We start from the raw sequence: 11,310 nt of genomic DNA, 5'->3' as shown, positions 1-11,310 counted from the left end.
CGCTCACGCCCACCGTGTCGCGGGGCGCCACGTCAAAGGGCGAGACGACCGTCGCCATCGCGTTGTGGGCCGACTCCAGGTCGAGGCAGGCCAGGGGGGCGGCCACGCCTCTTGCCGGTGCTCCCGCGAAGGTGACCGCCGAGAGCATCAGGCGACCTCCGCCCAGAAGTTGCGGCGACGGCGGGCCATCAAGCGCATCGTCGAAGAGTTGCGAACCACTTCCGGCGCCACGGCGGCGGTGGTGCTGCCCAGGCGGTCGAGGTCGGCCTCGTCGCCGCCTCCGCCCACCAGGCTCTCGAGAACCCCGTAGTACTCTTCCATCACGCGCTTGCGCTGCTCGACCTCGGTGGCCTGGCCGCCCAGCTCGCTCACGAGCTCAGGCTTGCCGGCGAACTCGGCGAACTTGTCGTGGATGCGGTCTTGAACCTGGTGGAGCGCCACGAGGTGGTCGGCCACGGCGAGGCGAGCGCGCCCCAGCACCGAGCGGCGGTACTCCCACGAGGCGCTGCCGTCGCGTGCGGCCGACATGAGCGACTGGATCTGGGCGTTGGAGGCGCTGAGGTTGGCCTGCACCTCGGCATTGGCTTCGTTCTTCTCGGTCTCGACACGGCGCATCTCGCGCTGGGCCTGGTAGAGCGCGGTGAGCTCGGGGATGCCGTTCTGCGCGGCAAGCTTGCGGGTCTGGCCCAGGTTCTCGCGAAGCATCGCGTCGAAGGCCTGGCGGCGCTGCTCGCCGTTCTTCCACTCGGCCTTCTCACGCTCGATGCGGGCGCTCACCTGCGAAGGGGTCTCGCCTTCGCTGTCGTGGGCTTCGGCCTCTGGGGCCACGGGGGACAGGGTCTCGTCAGGACGGCCCGCGCGCCACGCCTTGCCGCGCACCGCGTTCGTCAGGGCACCCATGCGCAGGCGCCGCTGGTCGGCTTCGGTGAATGCGTGGAACACGGTATCCATTGGCTTGCACCCTCCTCGTGGACCGACGTTCACGTCGTGGCGTCGGTGGCCTTCCGATGGCTTCTCGAAATCGCCGCTGCGAAACTCTCGGGGCCCTTTCCAGCATTGTCTCACATCGCCCCCTCCGCGCTCCACCCGAATTGTTACCGTGATGTGGACGCTCTGTTAACGCCCCGTCACGTCGTGTAAACAACATGTAACCGAGGCGCGCCGCGATTCTCCAGGTTTTTTTCAAGTGGCGTTGTGACGGGCGTTGCGCGCGACCCCGGAACCTGTGGCGCACGCGGCAGGAACGGGGCTTCAGTCGACGAAGCCTCGGCCGCTATGAACAAGAGAACCCACGTCTGGCGCAGCCCTTCCCTGGGCATCGAGATGCCCGTTGCCGTCTATGGCCACTGGGGAGTTCCCATGCTCTTCTTCCCCACGGCCGCTGCAGATTTCGAGGAGTACGAGCGCTTCGGCCTCATCGGTGACATCGCGTCGCACATCGAGCGCGGCGCCGTCAAGGTGTACTCCATCAACACCATCAACAACAAGTCGTGGTTCGATGAGAACATCCACCCGGCCGAGCGGGCTCGTCGCCAGGCGCTGTACGACCAGTATGTGCGCGAAGAGGTGGTGCCGTTCATCCACGCCGACTGCGGTTCGTGGCAGCCCATCTGCACGGTGGGGGCCTCCATGGGCGCCTATCACGCGCTCAACACGCTGTGCAAGCACCCGACCCAGTTCAAGTGGTGCATCGGCATGAGCGGCATCTACGACATGCGCCGCTACATGGACGGCTACTTCGACGAGAACTGCTACTTCAACAACCCCCCGGACTTCGTGGGCGGCATGTCTGATCACGCCTCTCTCGAGATGCTGCGCAGCTGCAGCATCAACCTGATCGTGGGCCGCGGTCCCTATGAGCACATCGACTGGACCCAGCACGCCACCGACGCGCTGTGGAACCGCGGGGTGTCAGTGAACATGGACCTGTGGGGGCACGACTCGGGGCACGACTGGCCGTGGTGGAAGCGCCAGCTGAACGTCTACATCCCCAAGCTGTTCGGTTAGGCGGAGGCTCGCGTGCTTCACCTCATCTGCACGTCGGCGCAGGTGCGTGCCGCGCTCCTGGCGCGCGTCGCGCTTGCGCTCGCGCTGCTCCTGGCGCTCGCGCATGGCGCATCTGCGCAAGACGAGAAGTCGCCGATGAGCGACGACGAGGCCGCGCTTCGGCAGCAGTACCAGAACTTCGATCGGCTGCTCGTCGAGCGCGACCTCGATGGGGTGGTGGCCCTCATGACCCCTGATGTGACCTTCGAGAACGGGCGCAAGAAGACCAAGCTCGTCGACTGGCGCCGCAGCTTCGACGTTCAGGTGAAGTCGCTGGTCTCGTGCAAGACCCGCGTCGAGCGCGTCACGTTCAAGAATGCGAAGAGCGCAGAGGTCCAGACGTGGTGTGAGCAGCGCTACACCCAGGTGCTCGCCGATGGCGGGGGGAAGAAGCGCTTCATCATCCGCTCCGGCGCCATCGATCTGTGGGTGAAAGCGTCGGGGGGCTGGCGCCTGAAGTCGAGTGAGCAGCAGGCGCTCGACGTCGAATCCATCGACTGATGCACGTCGTCATGACGGCTGCCCACGCTGGCTGGGGCTCGGAGAGCGTACCGGTCGGCGGTGGGGGAGCGGTCTGCGAAAGGCTGTGCGAATCCTGGGGTGAGCGCGACGATGTGCGCGTCACCGTTCTGGGAACAGGACCCACCCCTCCGCGTGGCGTGGCCTATCATCGCATCGACGTGGGCGCGGGCACCACGCCGCCCACCCGCCTCTCGGAGATGGCCTACGCTCGCTTGTGCCGGCGGTTCGAGCGCGCCTGCACGGCCTGGATCATCGCCCAGCCGGAGCGGGTCGTCGTCATGGCGCATGACATCTCCGAAGGGCCGACGATGCATCGGCTGTCGGCGCGGGGCATTCCCGTCATCGTGCTCGTTCACGTCGACGTGGTGGAGTACTTCACCCGCATGTACCTGCGCGAACAGATCACGCCGGAGCGCGCGGTCGCGCTCTTCCGCTTCGCCCGCACCTCGCCCGTGGTGCCAGACGTGCTGCGGCTGGTGTTCGACAAGCAGCTCGACTGCGCGATGGAGTCGACGCGTCTCGTGGTGCCTTCGCCATCGATGGTCGATGTGCTGCGTCGCTGCTATCCCGATCTCCCCGCAGCCCGCTGCGCCGTGGTGCCCTGGGGCGCGCCCGAGCGCTTTCCGCCCGAGAACGAGGTGAGGCTGGCCCGCGAGGCGCTTGCGATGCGCTGGGGGGTTCGCGCGGGGGAGAAGCTCATCGTCACGCTCTCCCGCGTGTCACCAGAGAAGGGAATCGATCGGCTTCTCGAAGCGATCGCGCACGGGGAGCGCTTGCGTCGCTCGGGGACGGCCGTGCGTGTCGTGATCTGTGGCGGGCCGGCCTTCATGCAAGGGGAGACGTTCATGCGCGGGCTGCGTCGCAAGGCCGAGCAGCTGCGCACCCCCGTGGTCTTTGCGGGCCATCTCGATGGCGCCCGCAAGCGTGCCGCGCTCGAGATGGCCGATGTCTTTGTTGCCGCGTCCCGGCACGAGAGCTATGGGCTCACCACCATGGAGGCCTTTGCCGCGGGCGCCCCCGTGGTGGCGGTGGAGACCCACGGGTCGCGCGCCACCGTCGACGACGCATGCGGGCGGGTGGTGGCCGATGGAGACGGCCTTCCCGAGCGGCTCTGGCTGCAGCTCGAGACCCTGCTGCGTGACGATGCGCTGCGGGCGCGCCTCTCTGAGGGGGCGCGGCGACGCGCCTCACGCGAGACCTTCTCCCAGGCCGCAGAGGCGCTGATCGCGCTGGCGCGCGAATGTGGCTGATAGGCGGGCCACCGCTCGCGCCTGGCGTACGGCGCCTCGTCGGCGCTTTTCGACCGCTCACGACCAGCCGCCTGACGGAAGTGGCGGCGCTCGGCTAGACTCACATCATCGCGCGACAGGAGCCTGCTCAACGCCATGATGACGTCACCGCTCTCCCGCTCTTCTGCCAGCCCCATTTCTGGCGCACGTCGCCTCTCTGAGAGTGGCGCGCCAGGCGACGCTGCTCCGAGCGGTCCGGCGTCGGTCTGCGCCACGGTCGCGTCGGAGGCGGTCGGTGCCGTGCTCGGCGCCGCGGTAGACGGGATGGGCGTGGCGGTGAGCACCATCGCGCATCTGCCTCGCGCCCTGCAGACGCGCACCCGCGACGCCATTCGCTAGCAGCACGCCCCCACAGACCTCTTGCTGGCCCTCGCGCGCGTCCCTGCCGACCTCGCGCTGCTCACCGTTGCCGGCACGGCCTACGCCACGGCCTGGGGCTTCGTGAACGGATCGCGCGACGCGGCTGATCGCGGTCTTGGGGCCAGCCTGCGCCAGCGGATGGCCGATGTTCGCGCGGCCAACCAGTTCATTCACGATTGGGCGAACACCCCCATCGGGAGGGCTTGAGGGCCTCGCATCGTCCTTCACCCGGAGGCTGCTCGTGGCTCGACGTTAACAACCCGGATCTTACGGTCGGGCATTGGACGCGCTATACATGGAGCGACCTGCGCGAACCGGCGCGCGGCATCAACCGTCTCGACACCGCTCGACGGGGCCTGGAAGGGCTCGCGGCGACGGGTTCGTGACGACAGGCCACTGTGGAGGTCAGCACATGCGTCCCATCGGCACCGACGGCATCTCCCTGCGCCCCCTCATCGTTCCCAGCGCCATCACCGAGAACGTGAATCGTGAGGGCCCGCCGGCCACCCTGGCCGAGCTGCTCGCCGACGAACGTCTCAAGCGCATGCTGAGCAACTAGGCGCTCGCACGTCAGCATCACCTGCGCAGAATGAGGAGACGCGCCTGGGCCAACGGCTCAGGCGCGTCTCTTCGTTCTCGTGGCCGTCGAGGCTCTACTGCAGGGCCGTGGGCGTCTTCCCCATCTTGGAGAGAACCTTCTCCGACGTCTGCAACGCCCCCTCGATCCATCCCTGGTCGGTGGAGAAGGCCTCTCCGCACACATACAGCGGCACATCGGGGAGGGGCGCGATCATCGCGTCGGCGCTCTCGAACGGCTTGGAACCCGCGTTCCACGTGTGGTAGGCACCGCCGAAGAAATCGTCTGACCAGCGCTTGTACAGGAAGCCCGTGGGGGGCGGCAGGGCGTGGCCGTGCAGCTCGGTGAGCTCTTTCTGAAGCTCTTCGGCCAGCTGGGGAGACGCGGTGAGGGTGGTGCTCGCGCCGGGTTCGGCCGGGTTCTGGAGCCCGGCGAGGAAGTCGCTGGCCTCGCCGTCGGCGTAGATCTGCACGTAGGGACGCGCGTCATTGCTGTTGCCGTAGTAGTAGACCTGGTCGAGGGGCAGGTCGGTGACCGAGCGCCCGCCGGTGATGCCATCGTCGTTCCACCACGGCTTGTCGTAGGTGACGAAGATGCGGGTCATGGGGTTGGCCGTCACCTTGCCCAGGTTCTGCTCGAGACGGGTGCCTTGCAGGAACGGGCTGTCGGCGGTGAGCTCGGCCAGCGGTGCCTTCGGCATGGCCAGCACGGTCTGCTCGCACACCACCGGCGTGGCGTTGCCCTTGGTGTCTTCGAACACGAGATGGAACTGCTTGCTCTCCGTGTCGTAGGCGACCTGGCGCAGCGTCTGCTCCTTGTTGAAGGGCACGCCGTCGGCGCGCAGGTCCTTCACGAGGGAGACGGGGAAGGCGGCCATGCCGCTGACCGGGGTCTTGTAGGTGATTCCGGGCTTGAAGTCACCACTGATGGCTTCCATGGCCTCGCCAGCATCCCAGTTCGCCAGGAAGGTGTGATAGCCGACGGAGCTGGTCACCATCTCGAGGGCCTCGTGGCTCAGCGTGCGCGAGAGGACGTCGCGCAGGCCCAGCTCGTAGAGGGGCACCTGGGTCGTCTTCTGGGTGCTTGGATCGGTGACCGGAAGCGTTGTGGTGCGCTTGGCGGTGTCCCACTGCTGGGCAGTCAGGCCCTGGAAGTTGGGCACCACCGCGCCGATGCCCATGGCGAGCAGCTCGTCGACCGATTTGCCCTGCTCCTCCGGACGAAGGTGGAAGGGAAGGGATTCCGGGTGCGCCGCAATCTCGGCGTTGGTGAGACGGGTGCCGCGGAAGTACCGCAGATCGTTGTCTCCGCCCACCACGAAGTCGCGGGTCTGCAGGTTGAAGTGCTGCGCCAGGCCGTTCACGAGCTTGTGCTCGCTGGGAATGAAGCGCATGGCGCCCAGGTCGAGGGGCGTCTGATCGCCCTGGATGCGGAAGGTGCGGGCCCGTCCGCCCAGGTGGTGAGTGCGCTCGAACACGGCTACGCTCGGCTTCTCGGTAGAACCGCTGGGCGGCGCGGATCCGTCGAGACCACGAAGACGCCAGGCGGTGTGCAGGCCGCTCATGCCGGCGCCCACCACGACCACGTTGTAGTGCTGGGCGCTCTTCCACTGCTCGGGCGTGAACGTGGGGACAGGGGTGTGCACCTTCTCCTTGGCCAGCCAGTGGTGGTCGGGGGCCAGGTCACGCCCTGGAGCGAGCACGTCTTCGGCCCCCACGGGGCAGCCTTCTGGACACGCAGGGGGGGCAGAGGAAGGCGCTTGTGTGGCGGGTGGTGAGGAAAGTGCCTGTGATGGGTAGGGGCGCTGTGGAGCTGCGCTGGTGATCTGCATCATCGATTCTCGTACCCTGTCTCCTTGGCTAATCGCTCTCTGCCTGACGAGAGCTCGCCTTCTTCCTGTTCCTCACACTCGTAGATCAATGATACGTCAGGTGGGCGGGCGAGATGCTACAGCGATGTTACCGTTGCGACACCCGACGCTTCGTGACGGGCGCTCGCGCAGGTCAGAAAGAGGAATGGCGCGCGGCTCGGGATAACGTTCAGAAAAGCCATGAGGGGGCGTCGCACGCTCATTTGAACCCACCATCCGAGCCTTTCACGAACCGCGCGCAGTTCGTGGCGCAGGCGCGCATGCCCACTGAGCACGGTGACTTTCGTCTCTGCATCTACCAGACCGGAGACGACAAAGAGCACCTGGCAGTCGTCTGTGGAGACGTGGCCGAGGGCGAGGGCGTTCTGACGCGGCTTCACTCCGAGTGCTTCACCGGCGACGTGCTCGGGTCGCTGCGCTGCGATTGCGGCCCACAGCTGCAGCGCGCCCTTCGCATGATCGCCCAGGCGGGCCGCGGGGTCGTCGTCTATCTGCGCCAAGAAGGGCGGGGCATCGGGCTGGTCAACAAGCTGCGCGCGTACTGCCTGCAAGATGAGGGATACGACACGGTCGACGCCAACCTTCACCTGGGCTTTGCGGCCGACTCTCGAGAGTATCACACCGCCGCGCTCATCCTTCGTGATCTGAAGGTGCGATCGGTTGACCTCATCACCAACAACCCCCGTAAGATCGATGGCCTGGCTGACGGCGACGTCGTCGTGCGCAGGCGCGTGGCGCTCGAGGTTGCGCCCAATGCCGAGAACCTGCGGTATCTCGGAACCAAGGCAGCCCGTCTCGACCACCTGCTGACCCTCGGCACCCCCCTCGACTAGCCGGAGACCTCGTCTTCGAGCCGACCTTGTCGTGGCCGGCCACGGGGCGAACTTCTGAGGGTTTCACCCCCATCGCATCGGGGCAGAGTACACCCAACACAACTGGCTGTAGGTTCCGGCGATCTCATGGGTTGAAAAACGTCTCGTTTGCAGCGATTTCGAGAGGTCACCGTGTGAGAACGTTGCCACAAAAGGATTTCTGTCGGGTGCGAGCGTAGGTTTTTCGGTGTTCGTCGCGATTGCAAAGCGCTTTCTCTCCGATAGGGTCATGCGAGGCTCACTCATCGCCTTCGTTGCGTGCGCCCTGACGCTCGCGCAGACATCTGGACGACGGGCGCTGTCGTTTCGCGACCGGACGTGCCGTGTCGGGCCTGCTGCATCTGTTCTCACCGATGCGGGGGCATCGCACAGTGTCGTGCGAGACGGCGATGGCCACCCGGCCGCATTCAGGTTTCCAGCGGCCATCACGAGATACGCGCGAACGCGTTTCTTCATCTGCAACTACGCAGACGTGGCCCTGATCGATACCGCCCGCGACACGCTGGCCATCTTGCCGAAGCCCAGAGGGGTGGGTGCCTGGTATCCCACGGGGCTCTGCTGGTCTGCGAAACGCGACCGTCTGTTCGTCGCCAACTACCTCGCCAAGGACCTGCTCGTGCTGCGCTTCTCGCCGAGCAGCGGTCTGACCCTTGACGCGCGCTGGCACGGCCCCTGGCTCACCGGCCCCGAGGGGGTTGATGTCTCTCGCGACGGTGACCGCGTTGCCATCGCTGACCACGACGGCCATCGCCTGACTCTCACCAACGGCGCCGGCACGGTGCTGTGGTCTCGCCATGTGCCCAACTGCCACGGTGTGTCGATGTTGGCGAACGGTGACATCATCGCCACCGGCCTGGGCGACGCCAGCATACGCCGCTTCAGTGCTGACGGCGTCGAGCAGCGCTGTGAGAAACGACTCGGGTGGGGACGGGGAGAGTCGCTCTGGCCCACCGGTGTCGCCATCTCGCCTCGCGGCGTCATCGCCACCTCTGACGCGCATAACGGACGCATTCGCATCGTGCGCGACGATCTCGTCGAACGCCAGGCCATGGGCGGCAATGGCCTCAGCGATACGCTCTTCAACATGCCGTACGGGCTCTGCTGGGATGGAGACCGCGCCATCGTCGTCACCGACACGTTCAAGTCGCGCCTGCTCGAGATCGATCCGTACGCCCGAGCGATCAAGGCCGTGCATGCGTTCGAGCCTCCCGCGCTAGCGCCGGGTCAGGGCCTGGCCGTCGCTGAGGTCGACCAGACATCGCGAAACGCTTCGCCATCACGTTTGGGCAAGGGCTATCACCAGTGGCAGGGAACCCAGCAGATCTCTCTGGCGATTCCGCTGCTGCCGAGAGCTCTGGGTCAACCGCAGGCGTGGCGCCTCGACTATGGCAAGCTCACGGCGCTGCACGATCCGCTCTGCCTCCACGCCGACGCCGTATCGTCTCTGTACAGCGGCAGCTATCTCTATTTTCTCGAGGCCCGCTCGGCGCGCGTCGACGGGACGCCATACGTTCTGCTCTGGTCGCCGCAGGCTCCCGGTGCCCTGGTCATCGACGGGCAGCGTGGCGTCGCGGCATCTGTCTACCTCGCGCACAACGTGTGGCCGCTGGGCGAGCGTCTCACTTCGGGCACGCAGTCGGTGGCCGTCGATGATGTGATGCGCGTGGGCATCGCGCGCATCGAACACCTCGCAGCGCTGCGCGACAAGGGGGTTGAACCGCTTCGCGCCGTGCGCGAGGCCCTCTTCTCGCAGCTCGACGCTGACACGTTCACGCGCTGCTTTGCGTCGAGCTTCTTGACACCGGCCGGAAATCGCCTGGTCGATCAGGTGCTGCGCGACGGGCGCCCTGCCGTCGTTCGCGCGGCCATCGACGCGTATGCGGCCTCGCTGCCTTCGGCCGGCGATCTACAGCTCTCTGAGCTGCTGATCGTGCAGTCGCTTCGCCTGGCGCTGCCACCGGATGATCGTGCGGCAAAGGCCGTGAGGGCGCCCTGACCGCGATGGATCTCGAGGCGGTGGCGCGCGGGGCGTCTCCGTCGCCATCCAGGTTTGCTGAGAGCTTTGGCCGTCCGGGGCTGCCCGTCGTTGTGGTGGGCGCCGCCGATGACGGGCGGGCGCGCGCTTCAGCACGACAGCGAGAGCAAAGAAGGGGGCGTCTGACGGGCAGCGTAGATGCTCACGTGGAAGCCGCCGAATCAACCCGCATCGATCTGCAGCCCAGTGCTCGGGCGCTCGAGGTGATGGCGCTCATCGAGCGCGCCCGGGACACGGCGGTCGACGATGCCGACATCACGGGTGAGCTCGAGCAGCTGGCCCAGCGTCTCGTCGCTCTGGGGCGCGGCCTCCTCGAGATCGACCTCCCCGAGACGGCCGAAGACATCGTGCGCATCGAGATCGAGACTGGGGTCGAGGCCGCCGAAGGGTTTCTCGCCGCGCTTGAGACGGTTGAGCGCGCGCGTCTCGAAGGCGACCTGACGCTGCTCGACGCAGCCCAGGCCCTGGTTGAAGCCGCCGATGCGCGGCTGCGTGAAGCCGTGCGTCTCAACGAAGAGAACCGGATGCGTCTCGAGGCGATCTACATCGACAACTCGCTTGTGATGTGAGGCCGGTGCAGCGCGGGTTGACGCTGCGGGGGCGAAGGCCCTCACGGGTCACGGCACGCGTGGCCCGCCCGTCTTGATGACCCCGCGCTCGCGTGCCATCTCGCTCACCGTCACAAACCGAAACCCCTGCTGCTTCAGACGGCGCAAGATCTGGGGGAGCGCCTCGAGCGTCTGGTCGACGCCGTCGTGCAGCAAGATGATGCCCCCGTTGCTGGCTTCGTTCACGGTGCGGGTTCGTATCCACTCGACACCCGGGTCGCTGTAGTCCCCGGGATCGTCTGTCCACAGTACCATGACGTAGCCTGTGCGCTTTACGACCTCGATGACCTCGGCGTCGTACTCGCCTCCGGGGGGGCGAAAGATCCGGGTGGGACTGCCCACGGCCCGTGTGATGGCTTCGGAGCCTGCGTGCAGCTCGGCCGCGATGAGGGCCGGTGCAAGGCTGTTGAGGCGGATGTGGTTGTAGGTGTGGTTGGCCACCTCGTGACCTTCGAAGACTTCGCGGCGCACCAGCTCTGGGTGCTCGTCGACCTTCTTGCCCACCACGAAGAACGTGGCCACCACGCCTTCATTGCGCAGGATGCGCAGCAGGCGCTCGGTCTTGCCGGGATGCGGTCCGTCGTCAAAGGTGAGGGCGATCTCCCGGTTCTCCGGGTTTCCCCGGACAAGTTTGGGAAAGCTCAGGCTGCGTTCGAGCTCCCATTCATGGCGGGCCCGCAGCTCGGCTGTGGAGAGATAGCCGTGCTCACCGATTCGGGGATTGTCGAGCAGCAGCCTGCGCGTTTGTTCGAGTGCGCGTTCGATATCGAACGGGGCGTCTGCTTGCGCGGCGGCGAGCGTGACGGCTGTGAGCAAGAACAGGCCGAGCATGATGGCGGCGGGTCGCATCTTCGTCATGCTACGACCTGTTCGAGCGCCACGTCAGCCTGTCCTCGCCGTTGCTGGCGCAGGGCACCGAGGGGCTGAAGGAACCTCGTGGCGGGGTGGGCAACTCTCGCCCCACCACTCGGTGCGCCTGCGTCAGTCGCGCCGTTCATGCGAGGAGCCCCAGTAGACATGCGTGATTTTCTCGAACCCAGCACAATGGCGCCAGACTTCGAGCTGGCGTCGTACGGCGGCACGGCTGTGCGACTCTCCGATCTTCGTGGGAAGCCCGTGGTGCTCTATTTC

12 protein-coding genes are annotated in these 11,310 nt (G+C 66.6%); 9 read left to right on the top strand and 3 right to left on the bottom strand.

Annotated features, from left to right (window positions below; translation table 11 throughout):
* Positions 1–147: 147 nt before the first annotated feature.
* Positions 148–951 carry a hypothetical protein gene (locus EB084_10775; GenBank protein NDD28737.1) on the bottom strand — a complete coding sequence of 268 codons (804 nt, stop codon included), beginning with the start codon at positions 949–951 and terminating at the stop codon, positions 148–150.
* 324 nt (positions 952–1,275) lie between these two features.
* Here EB084_10775 and EB084_10770 point away from each other — a divergent pair, with 324 nt between their 5' ends.
* The 5 genes from EB084_10770 (at position 1,276) to EB084_10750 (ending at position 4,424) form a co-directional block, all read left to right on the top strand.
* Entirely contained in the window at positions 1,276–2,007 is a 732-nt protein-coding gene (locus EB084_10770; GenBank protein ID NDD28736.1) for an esterase, read from the top strand.
* Positions 2,008–2,019: 12 nt separating this feature from the next.
* Complete coding sequence (locus tag EB084_10765) at positions 2,020–2,547, top strand: hypothetical protein (protein ID NDD28735.1); 528 nt, start codon at positions 2,020–2,022, stop codon at positions 2,545–2,547.
* Entirely contained in the window at positions 2,547–3,818 is a 1,272-nt protein-coding gene (locus EB084_10760) for a glycosyltransferase (GenBank protein ID NDD28734.1), read from the top strand. The genes EB084_10765 and EB084_10760 overlap by 1 nt, the downstream gene beginning before the upstream one ends.
* Before the next feature lie 135 nt (positions 3,819–3,953).
* Positions 3,954–4,196, top strand: a complete 243-nt coding sequence (locus tag EB084_10755; GenBank protein ID NDD28733.1) for a hypothetical protein — start codon at positions 3,954–3,956, stop codon at positions 4,194–4,196.
* 21 nt (positions 4,197–4,217) lie between these two features.
* On the top strand, positions 4,218–4,424 hold the full coding sequence (locus tag EB084_10750) for a hypothetical protein (GenBank protein NDD28732.1): 207 nt from the start codon (positions 4,218–4,220) through the stop codon (positions 4,422–4,424).
* Positions 4,425–4,870: 446 nt separating this feature from the next.
* Here the strand turns inward: EB084_10750 and EB084_10745 are convergent, their stop codons facing one another.
* Entirely contained in the window at positions 4,871–6,628 is a 1,758-nt protein-coding gene (locus EB084_10745; GenBank protein NDD28731.1) for a hypothetical protein, read from the bottom strand.
* 110 nt (positions 6,629–6,738) lie between these two features.
* Here EB084_10745 and ribA point away from each other — a divergent pair, with 110 nt between their 5' ends.
* The 3 genes from ribA (at position 6,739) to EB084_10730 (ending at position 10,140) form a co-directional block, all read left to right on the top strand.
* Entirely contained in the window at positions 6,739–7,497 is a 759-nt protein-coding gene (ribA, locus tag EB084_10740; protein NDD28730.1) for a GTP cyclohydrolase II, read from the top strand.
* 226 nt (positions 7,498–7,723) lie between these two features.
* Entirely contained in the window at positions 7,724–9,532 is a 1,809-nt protein-coding gene (locus EB084_10735; GenBank protein NDD28729.1) for a hypothetical protein, read from the top strand.
* Positions 9,533–9,717: 185 nt separating this feature from the next.
* A complete protein-coding gene (locus EB084_10730) occupies positions 9,718–10,140 on the top strand; it encodes a hypothetical protein (GenBank protein ID NDD28728.1) in 423 nt (140 codons plus the stop codon).
* Between the two features lie 48 nt (positions 10,141–10,188).
* On the opposite strand, the gene EB084_10725 is transcribed toward EB084_10730, so the two are convergent.
* The gene (locus EB084_10725; protein ID NDD28727.1) at positions 10,189–11,037 is read right to left on the bottom strand and encodes a polysaccharide deacetylase family protein; all 849 of its coding nucleotides are present in this window, start codon (positions 11,035–11,037) and stop codon (positions 10,189–10,191) included.
* 159 nt (positions 11,038–11,196) lie between these two features.
* Between EB084_10725 and EB084_10720 the strand changes: the two genes are divergently transcribed.
* Positions 11,197–11,310: peroxiredoxin (locus EB084_10720; GenBank protein ID NDD28726.1), on the top strand; the 114-nt coding region annotated here is incomplete at its 3' end.

The sequence above is a fragment of the Pseudomonadota bacterium genome (assembly GCA_010028905.1).
In the GTDB taxonomy this organism is placed as follows: domain Bacteria; phylum Vulcanimicrobiota; class Xenobia; order RGZZ01; family RGZZ01; genus RGZZ01.
Note: the sequence above shows the minus strand (reverse complement) of the source record. Positions and strands in the feature narration are given on the sequence as shown.

Excerpts from the sequence above, each read along its gene's own strand:
- EB084_10755 (NDD28733.1), top strand. The coding sequence starts at position 3,954 with ATGATGACGTCACCGCTCTCCCGCTCTTCTGCCAGCCCCATTTCTGGC.
- EB084_10775 (NDD28737.1), bottom strand. The coding sequence starts at position 951 with ATGGATACCGTGTTCCACGCATTCACCGAAGCCGACCAGCGGCGCCTG.
- EB084_10760 (NDD28734.1), top strand. The coding sequence starts at position 2,547 with ATGCACGTCGTCATGACGGCTGCCCACGCTGGCTGGGGCTCGGAGAGC.
- ribA (NDD28730.1), top strand. The coding sequence starts at position 6,739 with ATGCTACAGCGATGTTACCGTTGCGACACCCGACGCTTCGTGACGGGC.
- EB084_10770 (NDD28736.1), top strand. The coding sequence starts at position 1,276 with ATGAACAAGAGAACCCACGTCTGGCGCAGCCCTTCCCTGGGCATCGAG.
- EB084_10725 (NDD28727.1), bottom strand. The coding sequence starts at position 11,037 with ATGACGAAGATGCGACCCGCCGCCATCATGCTCGGCCTGTTCTTGCTC.
- EB084_10745 (NDD28731.1), bottom strand. The coding sequence starts at position 6,628 with ATGATGCAGATCACCAGCGCAGCTCCACAGCGCCCCTACCCATCACAG.